This is a genomic window from Micromonospora sp. CPCC 205739 (genome assembly GCF_036906795.1).
Classification (GTDB): domain Bacteria; phylum Actinomycetota; class Actinomycetes; order Mycobacteriales; family Micromonosporaceae; genus Micromonospora.
Genome location: NZ_JBAKHS010000022.1, coordinates 61594 through 79477 on the forward strand (window position 1 = coordinate 61594; position 17884 = coordinate 79477).

The 17884-nt window shown below is 68.7% G+C and carries 14 protein-coding genes and 4 pseudogenes; 7 read left to right on the top strand and 11 right to left on the bottom strand.

Annotated features, from left to right (window positions below):
* Positions 1 to 145 precede the first annotated feature (145 nt).
* Together V6U88_RS25230 and V6U88_RS25235 are read left to right on the top strand one after the other, a co-directional pair.
* Positions 146 to 1645, top strand: coding sequence for a SulP family inorganic anion transporter (locus V6U88_RS25230; RefSeq protein WP_334456692.1), 1500 nt, complete (start codon positions 146 to 148; stop codon positions 1643 to 1645).
* Positions 1645 to 2094, top strand: coding sequence for a MerR family transcriptional regulator (locus V6U88_RS25235; protein ID WP_334456693.1), 450 nt, complete (start codon positions 1645 to 1647; stop codon positions 2092 to 2094). Before V6U88_RS25230 ends, V6U88_RS25235 begins: the two co-directional genes overlap by 1 nt.
* Positions 2095 to 2367: 273 nt before the next feature.
* Here the strand turns inward: V6U88_RS25235 and V6U88_RS25240 are convergent.
* Positions 2368 to 3573: pseudogene (locus V6U88_RS25240) on the bottom strand (IS256 family transposase).
* 223 nt (positions 3574 to 3796) lie between these two features.
* Here V6U88_RS25240 and V6U88_RS25245 point away from each other — a divergent pair.
* Entirely contained in the window at positions 3797 to 4414 is a 618-nt protein-coding gene (locus tag V6U88_RS25245) for a TMEM175 family protein (protein ID WP_334456695.1), read from the top strand.
* Between the two features lie 41 nt (positions 4415 to 4455).
* Here V6U88_RS25245 and V6U88_RS30380 read toward each other — a convergent pair whose 3' ends face one another.
* The 3 genes and pseudogenes from V6U88_RS30380 to V6U88_RS25255 all read right to left on the bottom strand — a co-directional run bounded on the left by V6U88_RS30380 (position 4456) and on the right by V6U88_RS25255 (position 7031).
* Entirely contained in the window at positions 4456 to 4701 is a 246-nt protein-coding gene (locus V6U88_RS30380; RefSeq protein ID WP_442934691.1) for an IS3 family transposase, read from the bottom strand.
* Positions 4702 to 4765: 64 nt separating this feature from the next.
* A pseudogene (locus V6U88_RS25250) lies at positions 4766 to 6049 on the bottom strand (leucyl aminopeptidase); the annotation flags it as partial.
* Between the two features lie 40 nt (positions 6050 to 6089).
* Positions 6090 to 7031, bottom strand: coding sequence for a DMT family transporter (locus tag V6U88_RS25255; RefSeq protein ID WP_334456697.1), 942 nt, complete (start codon positions 7029 to 7031; stop codon positions 6090 to 6092).
* 110 nt (positions 7032 to 7141) lie between these two features.
* Between V6U88_RS25255 and V6U88_RS25260 the strand changes: the two genes are divergently transcribed.
* Positions 7142 to 8017 carry a LysR family transcriptional regulator gene (locus V6U88_RS25260; RefSeq protein WP_334456730.1) on the top strand — a complete coding sequence of 292 codons (876 nt, stop codon included), beginning with the start codon at positions 7142 to 7144 and terminating at the stop codon, positions 8015 to 8017.
* A gap of 691 nt (positions 8018 to 8708) precedes the next feature.
* On the opposite strand, the pseudogene V6U88_RS25265 reads toward V6U88_RS25260, so the two are convergent.
* Positions 8709 to 9245, bottom strand: a pseudogene (locus V6U88_RS25265) (GNAT family N-acetyltransferase); the annotation flags it as partial.
* Between the two features lie 48 nt (positions 9246 to 9293).
* Here V6U88_RS25265 and V6U88_RS25270 point away from each other — a divergent pair.
* Entirely contained in the window at positions 9294 to 9905 is a 612-nt protein-coding gene (locus V6U88_RS25270; protein ID WP_334456699.1) for a TetR/AcrR family transcriptional regulator, read from the top strand.
* Positions 9906 to 10147: 242 nt separating this feature from the next.
* Here the strand turns inward: V6U88_RS25270 and V6U88_RS25275 are convergent, their stop codons facing one another.
* Both V6U88_RS25275 and V6U88_RS25280 read right to left on the bottom strand, forming a co-directional pair.
* On the bottom strand, positions 10148 to 10852 hold the full coding sequence (locus V6U88_RS25275; protein WP_334456732.1) for an aldo/keto reductase: 705 nt from the start codon (positions 10850 to 10852) through the stop codon (positions 10148 to 10150).
* Between the two features lie 114 nt (positions 10853 to 10966).
* Positions 10967 to 11452, bottom strand: a complete 486-nt coding sequence (locus V6U88_RS25280; RefSeq protein WP_334456700.1) for a cupin domain-containing protein — start codon at positions 11450 to 11452, stop codon at positions 10967 to 10969.
* A gap of 468 nt (positions 11453 to 11920) precedes the next feature.
* Between V6U88_RS25280 and V6U88_RS25285 the strand changes: the two genes are divergently transcribed.
* Both V6U88_RS25285 and V6U88_RS25290 read left to right on the top strand, forming a co-directional pair.
* The gene (locus V6U88_RS25285; protein WP_334456702.1) at positions 11921 to 13168 is read left to right on the top strand and encodes an epoxide hydrolase family protein; all 1248 of its coding nucleotides are present in this window, start codon (positions 11921 to 11923) and stop codon (positions 13166 to 13168) included.
* 258 nt (positions 13169 to 13426) lie between these two features.
* A pseudogene (locus V6U88_RS25290) lies at positions 13427 to 14232 on the top strand (transposase); the annotation flags it as partial.
* Positions 14233 to 14608: 376 nt separating this feature from the next.
* On the opposite strand, the gene V6U88_RS25295 reads toward V6U88_RS25290, so the two are convergent.
* The 4 genes from V6U88_RS25295 to V6U88_RS25305 all read right to left on the bottom strand — a co-directional run bounded on the left by V6U88_RS25295 (position 14609) and on the right by V6U88_RS25305 (position 17461).
* Positions 14609 to 15835: an MFS transporter gene (locus V6U88_RS25295; protein WP_334456703.1), complete on the bottom strand. Its 1227-nt coding sequence runs from the start codon at positions 15833 to 15835 to the stop codon at positions 14609 to 14611.
* A 131-nt stretch (positions 15836 to 15966) separates the two neighbouring features.
* On the bottom strand, positions 15967 to 16206 hold the full coding sequence (locus tag V6U88_RS30385) for a GMC oxidoreductase (RefSeq protein ID WP_442934692.1): 240 nt from the start codon (positions 16204 to 16206) through the stop codon (positions 15967 to 15969).
* Positions 16118 to 16354: a hypothetical protein gene (locus tag V6U88_RS25300; protein WP_334456704.1), complete on the bottom strand. Its 237-nt coding sequence runs from the start codon at positions 16352 to 16354 to the stop codon at positions 16118 to 16120. The genes V6U88_RS30385 and V6U88_RS25300 overlap by 89 nt, the downstream gene beginning before the upstream one ends.
* Before the next feature lie 57 nt (positions 16355 to 16411).
* On the bottom strand, positions 16412 to 17461 hold the full coding sequence (locus V6U88_RS25305; RefSeq protein WP_334456705.1) for a S1 family peptidase: 1050 nt from the start codon (positions 17459 to 17461) through the stop codon (positions 16412 to 16414).
* Positions 17462 to 17884: the final 423 nt, after the last annotated feature.

Here is a 17884-nt window from a genome sequence, read left to right on the forward strand (position 1 = left end):
CCGAGGGCCTCCTGCGGCGGACGTGACGCATCCGGGCGATGCCGCCCTCGGGGCCGGCTGTCGCCGATCTGTGAGTAGCTGGGCTGCCCCGATTCGAGGGCTGGAAGTGTGCGCGTCCGAGGGGCGCCCGAGTGGAACTGGCTGTATGTCTTCTGTGCTGTCCGCGGTCTCCCGGCCGCGCGTGTCCCGCCCCTCCTGGCTGTCGCCGAAGGTGTTCCGCACCGAGGTCCTCGCCGGTCTCGTCGTCGCCCTGGCGCTGATTCCGGAGGCGATCTCCTTCTCGATCCTGGCCGGGGTCGATCCCCGGGTGGGGCTGTTCGCGTCGTTCACGATGGCCGTGACCATCGCGATCTGCGGGGGCCGGCCGGCGATGATCTCCGCCGCGACCGGCGCCATCGCCCTCGTCGTCGCGCCGCTGGCCAAGGAGCATGGCCTGGACTACCTGATCGCGGCGGTGATCCTCGGCGGCGCGATCCAGGTCCTGCTCGCGGTGCTCGGGGTGGCGAAGCTGATGCGGTTCATCCCGCGCAGCGTCATGGTCGGCTTCGTCAACGCCCTGGCGATCCTGATCTTCGCCGCCCAGGTTCCGCACCTGCTCGGCGTGCCGTGGCTGGTCTACCCGCTCGTCGCCGTCGCCCTGGCGATCATGGTCGGACTCCCCCGGCTCACCCGCGCCGTCCCGGCGCCGCTGGTCGCGATCGTCGTGCTGACCATCGTCACCGTGATCGCCGGCGTGGCGGTGCCGACCGTCGGCGACGAAGGCGCGCTGCCGGACAGCCTGCCCACCCTCGGCCTGCCGCAGATCCCCTGGACCATGGACACCCTCGCCCTGGTCGCCCCCTACGCCCTGGGCATCGCGCTGGTCGGGCTCATGGAGTCGCTGATGACCGCGAAGCTGGTCGACGACATCACCGACACCCCCTCCAGCAAGACCCGCGAGTCCTGGGGCCAGGGCGTGGCCAACATCGTCACCGGGTTCTTCGGCGGAATGGGCGGCTGCGCCATGATCGGCCAGACGATGATCAACGTGAAGGCCTCCGGCGCCCGCACCCGGCTGTCGACGTTCCTGGCCGGCGTATTCCTGCTGATCCTGGTCGTCGCGCTCGGCGACGTGGTCGCGGTCATCCCGATGGCCGCCCTGGTCGCCGTGATGATCATCGTGGCGGTGTCGACCTTCGACTGGCACTCCGTCGCACCGGCCACGCTCAAGCGGATGCCGTACGGCGAGACCACCGTCATGCTCGCCACCGTCGCCACCACCCTGGCGACCCACAACCTCGCCGTCGGCGTCGTCGTCGGCGTTCTCACCGCCATGGTGATCTTCGCCCGCCGGGTCGCCCACCTGGTCGAGGTCACCAGTGTCCTGGATCCGGACGGCACTACCCGGATCTACTCCGTGCACGGCGAGCTGTTCTTCGCCTCCAGCAACGACCTCGTCAGCCAGTTCGACTACGCGAACGACCCCGACAACGTGATCATCGACATGACCCACGCCCACGTCTGGGACGCCTCCTCCGTCGCCGCCCTCGACGCCATCACGCAGAAGTACGCCACCCGCGGCAAGACCGTCGAGATCATCGAGCTGAACAAGCCCAGCGCCCGCATCCACGACACGCTCGCCGGGCAGCTCGGCGTCGGCCACTGATGGCCACCACCAGCCGCGGCACCGGGCCGGAGCACGCCTCCGGCCCGGCCACCGGCCGCCTCATGCAGATCGGCGAAGCCGCCGAGCGGGTCGGGCTGAGCATCCGCACCATCCGCCACTACGAGGAAGCCGGCCTGATCGTGCCCTCCGCGCGCAGCGAGGGCGGCTTCCGCCTCTACACCGAGCCCGACCTCGACCGCCTCGCCGTCGTCAAACGCATGAAGCCCCTCGGCTTCACCCTCGACGAGATGCGGGACCTCCTCACCGTCCTCGACAGCCTCGAGACCGCGACGGGCAGCGACCGGGACGCGCTGCTCGACCGGCTGGCCATGTTCCACACCGCCGCCGTCACCCGCGTCACCGCCCTCCGCGACCAGCTCGCCATGGCGGAGGGCTTCGCCGCCACGCTCCGCGCCAAACTTGACCACCACGGCGGCCCAACCGTCTGAGCACCGCCGTCGGAGCCAAACAGTACGTCCAACAATGCGCCCATCAAGGCCCTGGTCGAAGCACTCGCATACCCGTGACATGACGTGCGGCGCGACCGAACCGGAGGGGACGAAGGTGCAACCGAACAGCTCGGACATGGTCTGAGCAGGCCTGACGGTCCACCTGCTGATCTCCAGGAAGCGAGCACAGCAGTTAGTACTCCAGCCGGGGATCGTGATCACGGCTGGGCGAGGGAGTGTCAAGTTAACGGCTGATCTTGGTTGTTGAGGTGGTCAGTGGTTGGCCGGGGTGAGCCGGCCTTCGAAGGCGATCTGGAAGGCGTTCAGCGGTGCCTTCCAGCGCATGGTCCAGCGCCGGCGGCCTGCGCCGGTTGGGTCGAGGCTCATCAAGGCCATGTAGACGCACTTGAGCGCGGCCTGCTCGTTGGGGAAGTGCCCACGAGCCCGGACAGCCTTGCGGATACGGGCGTTGACCGACTCGATCGCGTTGGTGGAGCAGATGACCATGCGGATCTCGACGTCGAAGGCGAGGAACGGCACGAAATCCGCCCACGCGTCGGACTACAGCTTCACGATCGCCGGATACTTCTTGCCCCAGGCGTCGGCGAACTCCATGAACCGCTCCGTGGCAGCGTCCTCCGGGGGCGCGGTGTAGACCGGCTTGATGGCCTTGGCGATCTTGTCCCAGTCCTGCCTCGCGGCGTAGCGGAACGAGTTGCGCAGCAGATGCACCACACACGTCTGCACAATCGTTCGCGGCCAGACCGTCTCGACCGCCTCGGGCAGGCCCTTCAAGCCGTCGCATACAAGCATGAGCACGTCGGCCACGCCGCGGTTCTTCAGCTCGGTGAGCACGTGCAGCCAATGCTTGGCGCCTTCGCCGCCGTCGCCGGCCCAGATGCCGAGGATGTCACGGTGTCCGTCGACGGTGACCGCCATCGCCAGGTAGATCGGCCGGTTCGCGACCTGCCCGTCCCTGATCTTGACGTTGATGGCATCGATGAACACGACCGGATAGACCGCCCCGAGTCGAGGGGCCGGTTCTGCCACTCGGCCATCCCGTCCATCACCTTGTCAGTAATGATGGAGATGATCTGCTTCGACACCTCAGCGCCGTACACCTCGGCCAGGTGAGCAGCGATCTCTCCGTGCGTCAGCCCTTTCGCCGACAACGACAGAACCATGTCGTCGACCCCGGACAACCGGCGCTGCCGTTTCCGCACGATCTGCGGCTCGAACGTCCCCGCCGCGTCCCGCGGCACCCGCACCTCGACCGGACCGACATCGGTCAGCACCGTCTTGGTCCGGCTGCCATTAGTTACCACTGCCCCGACCGGCAGGGTCGTGCTTGTCATAGCCGACGTGGTCGGTGATTTCACCATCCAGAGCCGACTCCAGGACCCGCTTGGTCAACTGCTGCAGCAGTCCACCCTCGCCGGTCAGCTTCAGCCCGTCACCACGAGCCCGATCGACCAGCATCGCGATCAACTGCTCATCCGTGACCGCACCCACCGACCCGCCGGCCGGCTCCTGCCCCGAGGTCATCTCGGTCGTCATCTGGCGTCTCTGCCTTGATCGGTCGATCAGCCGTTATGTGTACAGTCCCGGCTCAGGCCGGGATGGGTTGCGACGGCCGGGCCCGGCAGTAGCTGGCCCGGCTGAATCCCGGCGGCACGTCGCGGTGTTGCGGTAGAACTGTGGAGTGAGCCGAACCCGGCTGGAGGTATTCAGCGATGCCGTCTTCGCGGTCGCGATCACGCTACTCGCGTTGAACCTGGCGGTGGCCGGCCCGGGTCATGGCCCGCTCCTGCATCAAGTCGCGGACCACTGGCCTTCATTTGTCGCCTACCTAATCAGCTTCGCCACGATCGGTCTCATCTGGATCAACCATCACGCCCTCGTCCAGAACGTCGCCGTCGTCGACCGAACCCTGGCCCTCCTCAACCTCGTCCTGCTGCTGTTCGTCGTCCTCATCCCGGTAGATACGGCGACGGTGGCCAAGTACCTCGCGCTGGGCGGGCAGGACGCTCGGGTGGCGGTGCTTTTGTATGCGGCTGCCTTCATGGGGATGGGGCTCAGCTTCGCCGGGATCTTCGAATGGACCTTGCGTTCCGGGCGGCTAAAGCAGCCGTTGCCGCAGCGGGCCCGTTGGAAGGCGCGGCTGCGATTCGGGGCAGCGTCGGTCCTGTATCTGGCCGCGGTCGCCGTCGCGTTCGTCAGCCCGCCGGTGGCACTGGCCATCATCGGCGCTGTCCCCGTTTACTACATCTTCGAACGCCTCGAGGTGGTCGGCTCTCCTGCAGACGACCGGCAGCAATGAGCCGCTGCCGAGAGAGGACCCAACCCGGATTGAGGTGACCCCTATCGGCCGGACACCTCGATGTGTGTCAGGGGCTCTCGGTGGATCTTTTCGTAGGTGTCGGGGCTGACGTTACCCAGACGGTTGCGCCGGCGGCGAGAGTTGTAAAAGCCTTCGATGTAGGAGAAGACCTCCATCTCCAGTTCGTGTCGTGACGGCCAGGCGCGGGTGTAGACCAGTTCGGTTTTGAGAGTGGCGAAGAATGTCTCGGCCATGGCGTTGTCGTAGCAGTCGGCGACCGAGCTCATCGAGGCCAGGACACCGCAGGAGCGCAGGGTCCGGCCGAACTCGAACGACGTGCACTCTGCGCCCGTAGTTGGCGATGTCGGCCACCCGGGAGTCCAGGCTGCTGCGCAGCTCGGCCGGCAGCGGCATCGGCCAGGCCCGCTCGCCGGCCCGGCCGGCGGCGGCCAGGACTCGGTCACAGAAGGCGTCGTCGTTCGACATCACCCCGAGGAGATGGTTACCCAGGCCGAACCGCATGGCCGCGGTCAGGGTGGCCACGTCCACGATCGCGTCGGGTCGCTCCTCGCCCGCGCGCACCAGCGCGTCGGCGAGCACCAGGCGTCCCTCGGCGTCGGTGTTGAGCACCTCGACTGTCCGGCCGCCGTACATCTGCAGCACGTCGCCGGGACGGACGGCGGAGCCGGACGGCATGTTCTCGGCCAGCGCAAGCCAGCCGGTGACGTTGACCCGGAGGCCGAGCCGGGCGGCGGCCAGCACTGCGGTGAACACGGCCGCCGCGCCGGACATGTCGCGCTTCATAATCTCGTTGGCGCCGACCGGCTTCAGCGAGATGCCGCCCGAGTCGTAGGTGATGCCCTTGCCGACGAAGGCGAGACTCGCCTTCGCCTCAGGGTGGTTGCGGGCGATCCGCACCAGCCGCGGCGGTCGGGCCGAGCCCTGCCCGACACCAAGGATGCCACCGAAGGCACCCGCCACGAGCGCCCCCTCGTCGAGCACCTCGACCGCCAGCCCGTACTCCCGGCCGGCCGTAATCACGGCGGCGGCAAAGCTCTCCGGGTACAGGTCGTTGGCCGGCGTATTGACCAGGTCGCGGGCCCGGTTCAGCTCCTGGCCGAGCATGTCGGCGCGTCGCACGGCGGCCTCGGCGTCCGTCCGGCCGTCGCGGTTCGCGAAGATGGCCAGCTCGCGGACCGGGGCCGTGGCGTGGTGGGTGGTGCGGTAGGCGGTGAAGCTGTACGCGCCGAGTAGGTCACCCAGTGCCACCGCCTCCACGGCCTCGGCGGTCCCGGCTGGCAGCGCCACGGCGACCGTCCCGGCGCCGGCCAGAGTCCGGGCGGCCACCCCGGCGGCCCGGCGCAGCACCTCCGCGTCGTACCCGTTGTTGTCGTTGGCGACGTCGCCGAGGCCGACTGCGAGGACCAGCCCGGCCTCGGTGCCGGCGGGTGCGGGAAGCTTGACCGCTTCGCCCTCGGCACCGGTCACGCCGAGTAGCGCGGCCAGCGTGCCGTCGAACGCCTCGGCCACCGCCTCCGCCCCGGGCGCCAGCACCGGCCCCTTGGAACCCTTGGCGACACCGATCACGATGCAGTGCGCGGGCAGCGATGCAGCGGGGGTCGTGCTTACCGTCAGTCACTGTCATACGTCCTGTTCTTTCTTTCGCGAATGCGGGTCAGGCTCTCGGCCCGGTCTGCGCTGCCGGGGTTTCCGCCGACCCCGGTGCCGACAGCGGCCGCTTGCGTCGACGGGTCAGGCCGACCCCGGCGAGCACGACCACCATCCCGGTGGCGATCCGGAGGCTGAAACCCTCGTCGAGTACGACAGCCCCCAGCGCTACTGAGACCACCGGCAGCAGGTAGCCGACCGTCGCGGCGTTGGTGGCGCCCTCGGCGGCGATGATCCGGTAGGTGAGGTGGAAGGTGATCCCGGTGGCGACGATGCCCAGGATCACGACGGAGATCAGGGTCTTCGGGCCGATCTCGATCGATGTCAAACCGCCGGCGGGCAGGGTCAGCGCGGTCAGGCCGGTTGCCGCGATGAGCTGCGCCGCGGACAGCGAGATGGTGGGGATGCCTTTGCCGACCAGGTTGCGGCCCATGTACGCGAAACCGACGGCATAGCTCGCCGCCGCGGCGACGATGGCAAGAGCGCCCCACCCGACCGGCCCGGTCGTCTGCCACGGAGCGAAGATCAGCACGACCCCGACGAACCCGAGCAGGAGTCCGCCCAGCCGGACCGGCCGGAGTCCGCGCTCCGAGCCGATCACGACGCCAATCAGCAGGGACCACAGCGGGGTCGTCGCGTTCAGTACGCCAGCCACCCCGGAGTCGATGGTCTGCTGGCCGATGCTGAACATGGCGAACGGCAGGGCGTTGCAGAAGAAGGCGGCCACGACGATGTGACCCCAGATCGCCTTACCCCGAGGCAGCCGTCGACCCGAGCCGAGGCATGCGACCAGCAGAGCGGCCGATCCGAGTACACACCGGCTGAGGGTGACCTGGACTGGAGTCAGGGCGTCGAGGGCCAGCTCGATCCAGAAGAAGGTCGATCCCCACAGCAGGGCGAGCACGCCCACCCGCGCCCACGCCCATGTCCTGCCCACGACACTGTTCACCCTTGATCTCCTTGGTCCGTCGCCATGAACGGTGCCGCACCCGATTCGGAAGAACAAGCAAAAGGTTACGAAGGTACGTTAAGCTTTGCTGCATGATTGACGTGAGGCGGATGCAGGTGCTGCGGGCGGTGGTCACCAGCGGGTCGGTGACCGCGGCGGCGGCGCACCTCGGCTACACCCCCTCCGCCGTCAGCCAGCAGGTGGCGGCGTTGGAAAAGGAAGCCGGGATCGCGCTGCTCGAACGGGTCGGCCGGGGTGTGCAGCCCACGGCGGCGGGCCGACTGCTCACCAAGCACGCGGCCATCATCAGCCAGCACGTCGCCGAGGCCGAGACCGCGCTGGCCGATCTGCGCGCGGGGCATACAGGCCGGCTGACGATCCGCTACTTCGCTTCGGTCGGCCCGACCCTGCTGGCACCCGCCCTCGCCCGACTCCGGCGCGAGCACCCCGACGTGACGATCGACCCCAAGCTGACCGATCCGGATGATCCAATGCCGGACGTGGAGCAAGGAAACGCCGACCTGGCCATCGTGGTCCGCCGAGCGAGCGACGAAAGGCGCCAGGGCATCCGCGTGGTGCACCTGCTCGACGACGCGTACCAGGCCGTGCTGCCCACCGGACACCCGCTCTCCGTGCAACGGGTGATCGACCTGGCCGACCTCGCCGGCGAACCCTGGGTCGGCAGCGAACCGCCCGGCCCCTGCCTGGAGCCCATAATCGACGCCTGCGCCGCGGCGGGCTTCACTCCGGACTTCGTGGCGAAATCGGAGGACTACGCCACGGCTCAGGGATTCGTCGCAGCCGGCCTCGGTATCAGCCTCATCCCCCGACTCGGACTGAGCACCCGCCACCCCGGCGTCACCATCCGCCCGGTCCGCCGCCCCGATCCGGTAAGGACGATCTACGCCGCAGTCCGGGAGATCTCACTCGATCAGCCCGCACTGCGCGCGCTGATCGACGCCCTCATGGACGCCGGGAAGGCGTGAGACATAGGCGTCCCTGATAATGGGTCGCGACATGGCTACTCCAGCGGCGGCCTCTCATCTACGCCGCCCGCCAGGGCCCCGGCAGAGTCGTCGGTGATGCTGAGTAGGGCGACTGGTCGGGCGTGCTGGCGGTTGGCGGCGGCGATCTGATGACGGCGTAGTAGGGCGGGCCCGGCCCGTATAAGAGCTCTCCCGGCCTGGCGTTGTGCCGCGACGCCTTGCGGGGACCCCGCATCGCGGTGACGGACAGGTGGGGTCCTTACCGGAAGTCGTCCCAGGCCATCGAGTTCATCCTCCAGCCGTCGGGCGTCCGGACGAACTGGGTGGTCTTGTGGCCGGCGCCCTCGAACCATGCGCCGTCGCGGACACCGGACTTGCGGTAGTGGCTGAACCGGTGCGCGACCGACCCGAAGATCTCGGTGCGCTCGGCGACTTCCCATTCGGAGAACTCGGTCAACGTCCCGTCGGTGAGGATCTTCTTCCGAGGCGCGATGAACGCGTCGAGGTCGTAGATCACGGGTTCGGTGCCGACGTTCATGATGACCGTTCCTTGCGGAATGAACACCTCGCGGACAACGTCGACGTTCGGCCCGTTGCCGCCGGTGTTGGTGAACGCGCCGAGGAAGGTGCGCATCAGATGGTCGAGCTCGGCCTTGACGTCGGCACCCCCTCCTGGGTGGGTGGATTCAGGCCATTCGGTGGCGAGCACGGACCAGACCTGCTTGTCGCGCCGAAGCCCGTCGGCGCCCGGGTTGTATTGCCGCAGCGTGCCGTCAAGGCTCATACCAAGCCTCTTGGCCACGTTGATGCTGCGGGTGTTGTCCGGCAGGGTGCACCACTGAGCGCGGGCCAGGCCGCGTGTGTGGAAGGCCCAGTCGATCATCATGCGGACCACCTGGGTGATGAGCCCCTGTCCCTCCGCGGCCGGTTCGAGCCAGCAGCCGATCTCGCACACCCCGAGGGCGGTGTCGAAGCTGACGAACATGGTGCCGCCGACCAGGATGTCGTCGAGCCAGATGCCGTAGAGGCGCTGCCGGTCGGCGGCCTGGCCGTCCGCGTAGCGCTGGAGCACCGCTCGCGCGGCGTCGAGGTCGGAGGCGACGAAGCTCGCGCCCACCCAGGGTGCGATGTGTGTGCGGGCGCGGTCCAGGTGGGCCAGGAACTCCTCGGCGTGGTGCGGCTCGAGCCCCCGCAGCTCGGCGTTGTCGCGCAGCGCGGTGGCAAACACGGAACCTCCATTTACATAACGAATGTTGCGTGAATGTAGCCTGTCGGCATGCCACGTCACAAGGGAGACCACGACGCCCGCCGCCGCGACGTGTCCGGGGCCGTGTGGCGGGTGTTGGCCGCGCACGGGTTCGGCGGCCTGACGCTGCGGGCGGTCGCCACCGAGATGGGCGCGACGACCGGCCTGCTCACGCACTATTTTCCGAACAAGAAGGACCTGGTCGCGCATGCGTTGACGTTGCTGGACGAGCACCGTGCGGCGCGGCCGAGGCGCATCGCACCCGAGCCCGAGGGGCTCGCCGCATTACGGGCGATACTGATGGACATCCTTCCGTTGACGACGCAGGCCGCCACGGACAATCGGATCTGGGTCAGTTCGTGGGACGCCGCGCTGGCTGACCGGGACCTCGCGGTCGGGCACGCGGCCCGCTACGCGCGCTCGCGCGAGCGGATCCGCCATCATGTGCAGGCGGCGCAACGCCTCGGGGAGCTGCCACCGCATGATCCGGACGATGTCGCGGCGGCTGTCCAATCGTTCGCGCTCGGCCTCATCGTCCAGGCGCTGTTCGGCCCGGAGGAGTTCCCCCCCGAGCGCCAGATCCGCCTCCTGGACGGCTACCTGGCAACGCTCGCCACCACAACCCCGCCCGCCGCGCGGTGATCTCTGAGCGGGTAGGCAGGCCGAGGATCAGCCAGGGCGACCAGGTCGCTGCCGCCAGGACTCCCATCCAGCCCGGACCGGCATCCAGCTGCGTGGCCGCGAGCAGCGACAGCAGCGTCGCCGTGGTCGCGGTGCCGAACAGGCTGACGGCTTCACCGAACAGAAGACCCAGAAGGCGCGAGGGAGACGGGGGGACGCCCGTCTCCCTCGATTCAGCAACTGGCCCACCACAATCAGCTCACTCAGGCCGCGGCGCGGACCGTGAGTGGGCGGCGACGCAGTGCCGTGTCGGTCAGTGAACGCGGGGGCAGGGGAGCGTTGGGGTTGTACAGGTTGGTTCCGGGCGGCACGATCTCGTCGATCCGGTCGAGAGTCGCATCGTCCAGGGTTAGCGTGGCGCCCTTGAGGAGGTCCTCCAGTTGCGGCATGGTCCGCGGTCCGATGATCGCCGAGGTGACGGCGGGGTGGGTCACGGTGACCGCAATGGCGAGTTGCGGGAGGGTGCAGCCGATGTCTTCCGCGAGCTCGACGAGCTGCTCGGCGACGTCGAGCTTGGCGGCGTTTTCCGCGACCGTGGGATCGAATCGTTCCGGCCGGATTGTGGGACGGCCGGTTGACAGGTCGATGGGCTGGTTCTTGCGGTACTTGCCGGTGAGGAACCCGAAGGCCAGTGGGCTCCAGACCAGCACACCCATTCCGTAGCGCTGGCAGACGGGCAGGACCGAGGCCTCGATCCCGCGGGCCAGGATCGAATACGGCGGCTGCTCGGTGCGGAAGCGTCCGAGGCCGCAACGCTCGGAGACGTGATGCGCCTCGACGATCTCCTCGGCCGGCAACGTAGAGCAGCCGAAAGCGCGGATCTTCCCCTCGCGCACAAAATCGCTGAGCACCGAGAGCGTCTCCTCGACGTCGGTCGAGTCGTCGGGGCGGTGAACCTGTTGTAACAGTTCCCGTTACAGCAGGGAGGCGTGTCAGGTCAACCCCGAATCTCCACGGTGATCGTCTTCTACACCACGCCCGTGGACGTGGCCATGATGTTGTGTTGTGTGATCAAGTGTGCATCAGTCGTCTACTTGCAGCCAGTAGACGGAGATGGCGAGGAGCGGATCTGGTCCGTCGTTGCGAATCTGGTGCGGCACCTTGCTCTCGAACGCCGCGATGTCTCCGACGCTCAGAACCGTCGTCTGGTCCGCCCACGTCAAGGTACCGGTTCCCGACACGATGACCCACACCTCGCGCGACCGATGCACATCAAGGTCGTTGGACGTCTTCGGGGCAACTGACCAGCGAGCGACCTCGAACGGGGCGGGCGTCGTCGACGGGAACGGCAGCAGCGCGCGATGCACCGGACCGCCCTCGGTGAAGTCGTACCAGTGTTCAAACCTTACGGGACCGCTGGTAATAACTGGATTCGTGCTCGACATGTCGCCCAGGTTGCCTCGCCGAAGCTGTTGCGTCTGGCGGCAATCGGACGAGGCGTTGCCGAGGTCGGCGCAAAATGCCAGGTGCCGACGCCGCACCTCCCGCACCTGATAGACGACGCGCATGTTCCCGCGCTCACGATGTCACTCTCATGCCGCGTTCCGCGCGCCGAGTGTGTCGCAGATCAGTTGGCGGACGCGTGTCGCACATCAGTTGTCGGATCACACTGCGCCGGCCACGCGCATTGCCGAATTCCGCTCTATCAGGTCAAGGCGGCCCGCAAAGCGGGCCGCGCCGGCCCGGCCCCGGCCTGCTGGCGACCTCCGGCCGGCATCGGCCGGGCCGGCCGGCCACGCTGGCGGACGACAAGAGCTTGAAGACCTCGGGGCTCTGCCCCGAACCCCGGCCCTCCTCAGAGATCCGCCGCAACAGATCAGTCAGGCGCCCGGCCCGTCCCGGAAGGCCATGCGGGATTGCTCGTATGGCTCCGGACACGGGGAAATGCGTCCTACGCTCTGGGCACATGAGGCCGCGTGGCACAAGTTCGGGCGGCGCCTCACCTCAGAGGCGTTCAAAGCAGAAGGGAGGCCTGCGTGGCCGTCAAGACGGAAGCGCGAACGGGCGCCGCAGAAGTCCGGCCATTCAAGATCGAGGTCCCCGAGGCGGACCTTGAGGATCTGCGCGCCCGCATCAGAGCCACGCGCTGGCCGAACAAGGAGACCGTCAAGGATGAATCGCAGGGCGTACCGCTCGCGCTCATGCAGGACCTCGCTCGCTACTGGGCGACCGACTACGACTGGCGCAAGTGCGAGGCGCGGCTGAAAGCCCTCCCCAACTTCGTCACCGAGATCGACGGCCTGGAAATCCACTTCATCCACGTTCGCTCGAAGCACGAGAACGCGCTCCCGATCGTCGTCTGCCACGGCTGGCCCGGGTCGATCGTCGAGCAGCTGAAGATCATCGGCCCGCTCACGGATCCGACGGCGCACGGCGCGAGCGCGTCGGATGCCTTCCACGTCGTGATCCCGTCGATGCCCGGATACGGGTTCTCCGGCAAGCCGACCACGACCGGCTGGGATCCCGGGCACATCGGGAAGGCCTACGTCGAGCTCATGAAGCGACTCGGGTACACACGGTTCGTCGCGCAGGGCGGCGACTGGGGCGCGATCGTCGTCGACGCGATGGCCGGCGGCCGCGCCGACCCGGCGAACGCCGAGCAGGCGCCACCGGAGCTGATCGGCATCCACACCAACATGCCCGGCGCCGTTCCGCCGGACCTCTTCACCGCGGCCTTTGCCGGCAGCCCGGCGCCGGACGGTCTCTCCGACGAGGAACGGAGCACGTACGAGCAGATGCTCGGATTCTTTGGGACGCACGTGGCGTACGGGCTGATCATGGCGACGCGCCCGCAGACGCTCTACGGCCTGGCGGACTCACCCATCGACCTCGCCGCGTTCATGATCGACCACGGCGACGGCAGCGGTCAGCCCGGCATCGTTCAGCAGGTCCTCGAGGGACGTCTGCAGAAGCCGAGCGACCTCACGCGCGACGACATCCTCGACAACATCACACTCTTCTGGCTAACCAACACCGGGGTGTCCTCGGCGCGGCTGTACTGGGAGAACAAGCTCCCCTTCTTCGCTACCAAGGGCGTGACGATCCCGGTCGGCGTGAGCATCTTCCCCGACGAGATCTACCGGGTTCCGCGCAGCTGGGCGGAGCAGGCGTACCCCAACCTCGTCCACTACAACGAGCACGACAGAGGCGGGCACTTCGCGGCCTGGGAGCAGCCGCAGCTGCTCTCGGAAGACGTCCGCGCGACGTTCCGATCGCTGCGCTAGCTAATCACCAGAAGAGGACGGACGAGCGACCCACGGCCACACGGCCCTTTCGCAGTGTCCGCTCAGGCGATCTGGCTTGGGACCACGCGTGGGCGCCACCGGGGCGAACGGAGCCCGACGAGCCCGGACCGATCCAATCGCCACGAGCGCGGCGACCAGGGCGACGCGGACGTTGCCGAACTGACTGGGTCCCCGTGAAGTGGTCCACCTGTTGTGAGAGCCCGATGCCCCATGATGGGGCCGGGAGGAATCGTCACGATGGGTACCCGACGGCGGCACACGGCGGAGCAGATTATCCGCAAGCTGCGGGAGGGCGAGAAGCTGATCGGGCAGGGCTCGGCCTTGCCCGAGGTGTGTAAGCAGCTGGAGATCTCCGAGGCGACCTGGCACCGGTGGGTGGCGCAGTACGGCGGGATGAAGGCCGATGACGCTAAGCGGCTCAAGGACCTGGAGCGGGAGAACGCCCGGCTGAAGAAGATCGTCGCCGAGCAGTTGCTCGACATCGACATGCTCAAGGAGTTGAACCGGGGAAACTGGTGAGTCCAGAGCGCCGCCGTCGTGCCGTGACGGTGCTGCAGCAGCGCTTCGGAGTGTCCCAACGGAGGGCGTGCCGGGTGGCTGGGCAGCACCGCTCGGCGCAACGCCGGCCCGCCCTCGCTCGTCGTGATGCCGATGAGGTGCTGCGGGCAAGGCTGCGGCAGATCTCCGCGCAGCATCCGCGGTGGGGGTGGCGCAAAGCCCACGCGATCGCCGCTCGTGAAGGGCTGGTGGTCAACCGGAAACGCACCCGCCGGCTATGGCTCGACGAGGGACTGAAACGCCCGACCAGGGTGCGCAAGAAGCGCCGGGCCGGACCGGGCCGGCATCAGCGGGTGCGCGCCTGCCGGCCGGATCAGATGTGGGCCCTGGACTTCTAGGTCGACGTTACCGCGAATGGTCGGCAGGTGCGGTTCCTCAACATGGTCGACGAGTACACCCGCGCAGCCCTGGCGACACGCGCGGCCCGCTCCTTCACCGCCGACGCCACCGTTGCTGTCCTCGACGACCTGGTCAGTCATCGAGGTTGGCTGCGTATAGGTGATCTCCGCAGCGCGCCAGGAGTGCGCCTTCCCGTTTACCGGCCTGCAGCCGACTCAGTGCCGCGGGCTGGTTCGCCTGGTCGCGGGGCGGGGAGGGGCGGGGCGGGGCGGCGATCGCCGACGGGCGGCCGGACCGAAGTGGGGTGGCGACCTGCCCGATCGGGTGCTGCTCCTGGCTACCTACTCACCACCCTTGCCGGTTCCGTCGGGGGCCACGAGGGGTGCAGCTGCCCGGTGTCCGGTCGGGCGCGAAGCTCACGGCGGCCCGTTTGCTGGCCAGGAACAGGTGGCGGTGGCTCATGGCGGGTTCCTCCCGTGCCGATCGAACGGATGCTGGCGGATAGGACGTGCGGTCGTGCTCCTAGCTGCGGCTTTCGGTGTGTGCGTAGTCGCGGGACGATCCGGCTTCCGTGCGCCGCTCGCGTTTCTCACGTCGGCTAGCGGCAGCCGAGGCGAGAGCGGCCGGTGCTATGAGCATCGCAACGACCCCGATGAAACCGACGGCGACCGACAGGTTCGTCAGCTCTGCCACCCCGCCGATCAGGGGTGGACCGATGAGGAAACCGGAGTACGCGATGGTCGTGACGAACCCGATTTCCCGCTCGCCGCCGGTGCCGTCGCTGCGCCGACCGACGGCACCGGCCAGGTCAATCGCCACCGGGAAGGCGAACGCGACACCGCCGCCAGCCAGTACGTAGCCGACGTAGGTGAGCCAGGCCATCGGCACGATGGCCGCCGTCAGCAGGCCGATCCCGGCGAGCAGCGAGCCGGCGACCAGGATCCGGATGGCACCGAAGCGACGTTGGATCCGTTCGCCGAAGAGTCGGACCACTCCCATGGCGAGGCAGAAGACGGAGTACATGAGCGCGCCGGCCGCCTCGGACATGCCTCGCTCGCGGACCGCGAACAACGCCGACCAGTCGCCGTTGGAGCCCTCGACGACGGCGGAGATGAACGCGACGCTGCCGAGCAGCCACAGCACCGGGCGGCGCAGCATGCTCCGGTCGAGTCCGCCGCGCTCCCGGGGGGTGCCGGTGATCGGCTTTTCCGTCGGCACGAACCGGATCACGCCGGCGGTGATGGTCAGTGAGGCGAGCGTGACCAGGGCGAAGTACGGAAGCAGGTCCACGCGGTGCCCGGCGGCGATCGCGGCGGCCAGCGAGCCTCCCAGCGCGCCGAAGCTGAACCCGGCGTGGAAGACCGGCATGAGCGGCCGCTCCACGCGACGGATGACGGTCACGGCGGCGACGTTCATCGACACGTCGAACACGCCGAAGGATGCGCCGAGCAGCACCAGGGCGAGGCCGAGTTGCACCGGCGTGGTGACGAGGGCGAGGACGGGCAGCAGGCCCGCAGCCATGACGGCCGATACGAGGATCATGACCCGGGCACCGAAGCGGGCGCACAACCGGCCCGCCACCGAGGCGGCCGCGGCCAGTCCGACGCTGGCGCCGAGCAGGACGAGGCCGAGCACACCCGGGCTGGCGCCGATCTGTTCGGCAAGGCTCGGCATGCGCGGCGCCCACGAGCCGGCGATGACGCCGTTGAGCATGAAGACGACGAACACGGGAACTGCCCTCGTACGCACCTGGTCATCCCCCCTCTGGCGGGCACCCGGGCCGTGGCCGTGGTGGGCGCTCGACGTCGTCGTCGATCACCCGCCACGGTGCCGGCTCCGCCGCCGCCACCTCGGCCATCAGGTCGATCCCGCCCCGGCCCTCACCTGATGGACTCCGCCAGGCGAGCGGCGAGCGCGACCGTGGTCAGGCGGGTGCTGGCCCGTGGGATCACTGGCATCAGCGAGGCGTCGGCGACGTATACGTTGGACGACCCGCGCACGCGCCCGTCGGCACCCGCCACCGCCGCGCGATCACTGTCCGATCCCGTCGCGCAGGTACCGACCGGATGCCAGTACCACCCGGCATCTCGGCAATCGCCTCGCGCTGCGCCGGCGACCACGGGTCAGCGTCGTTATCTCGCTCACCAGTTTGGTTTCGGCGAGTTTGTGGGCCAGGTCGACCCCATCCAGGGCCACCTGACGGCGCGCAGGTCGACGGCCCAGCGGATCGGCCGCCGCCCGCGAATTGATCGCCCGGGCGACCGGCACGCACTCGCACCGACGCGGGGCCGTCGAGGGTTCCGACGGCCCCGCGCACGTGCCGGATCAGTAGACGCTGACCCCGTACGCGGCCAGCGCCTCCTTGACGGGCTGGAAGTAGGTGGTGCCGCCGGTGGTGCAGTTGCCGCTGCCTCCGGAGGTGAGGCCCAGGGCGGTGTTTCCGGCGAACAGCGAGCCACCGCTGTCGCCACCTTCGGCGCAGACGTTGGTCTTGATGAGGCCGTAGACCGAGCCCTCGGCGTAGTTGACGGTGGCGTTGAGCGCGGTGACCGAGCCGCTGCGCAGGCCGGTGGTGCTGCCCGAGCGCGACACCGACTGCCCGACGTAGGCGTCGCCGGCGCCGGTGATGTCGCGGTAGGAGCCGTTATAGAGGTAGACGTTGCCCGGACGGGTGACGTTGCTGTTGTCGTGGCGGACGATGCCGTAGTCGTTGCCGGGGAAGCTGCTGCCGACACGCGGGCCCAGGTACGTGCTCAGGGACGAGTTGGCGTACCAGTTCACGGAGATGTTGGTGCAGTGGCCGGCGGTCAGGAAGTACTGCGTGCCGCTGCTGTTTCGGACGTTGAACCCGAGGGAGCAGCGTCCTCCGCTGCCGGCGTAGATGGCGTGACCGCCGGAGATGGTGGTGCTGAGCACGCCGGGGTCCCGTTGCAGGCGGGCGGTGGCGCCGAGCTGGTCGACGGCGGAGCGCACCCGGTCGAGTGCGGCTCCGACGAGGGTGCTGTCCACGCTGACGACGACCTGGTTGGTGGTGGGGTCGGTCCACCACGCGGTGCCGGGGATCTTCGCGGTGCGCTCCAGTTCGGCGGTCGCCCGGCGCAGCTCCGCCGGGCCACGCGCGACCATCCTCGGCGTTGCGCCGGCGGCGGCGACCTGCCGTGCTGCCGCCGCGTCGGTCACGGTCACGACCATGTTGCCGCTCGCGTCGAGGTAGCTGCCTGCTGACCGTTCGCCGAGGGTGGCGACGAGTGTCGCGGCGGTCTCTGGGGAGGCGGGGGCGGCGTGGGCCGGTGTGCCGACCAGCGCGGTGACCATCAGGACGCCGCTTGCGGCGGCTGCGGCGGCTCGACGCCAGATTGACCTTGTGGGTCGCATTGCTCCTCCAAGGGGTGGGGGTGAGGGCGGGCCGGCGCTGTCCGCTGCCCGCGGCCCGGCTGGTCTGGGGGGATCAGGCGAACTATATAGATAGATCTTGATAATCTTGTATGGCGCGATACCTGCAACTATCACGCTTTATCCATAAGATGGCGGAAAGCCATGATGCGTCCTGGATGCTGTCGACCCACACGACGGTCCGATCTGGTCGGTCATCGCGGGATTCACGGCGTCCGGGACCGACGACATCCCGTCGCTGCCGGCTGCAGGAGACGGCCCCGCACCGCTCGGTCCGCCGCCGGTCGACCGCACCTGCGCGCCGGTACCGAAACCCAGGCCGAAGCCGACGAGCAGGCAGGCCGCGGCGAGCCAGGTGACGCCCCGCCTGCGCCACCTGCCGTCGGCGGCGCCATCGCCCAAGCC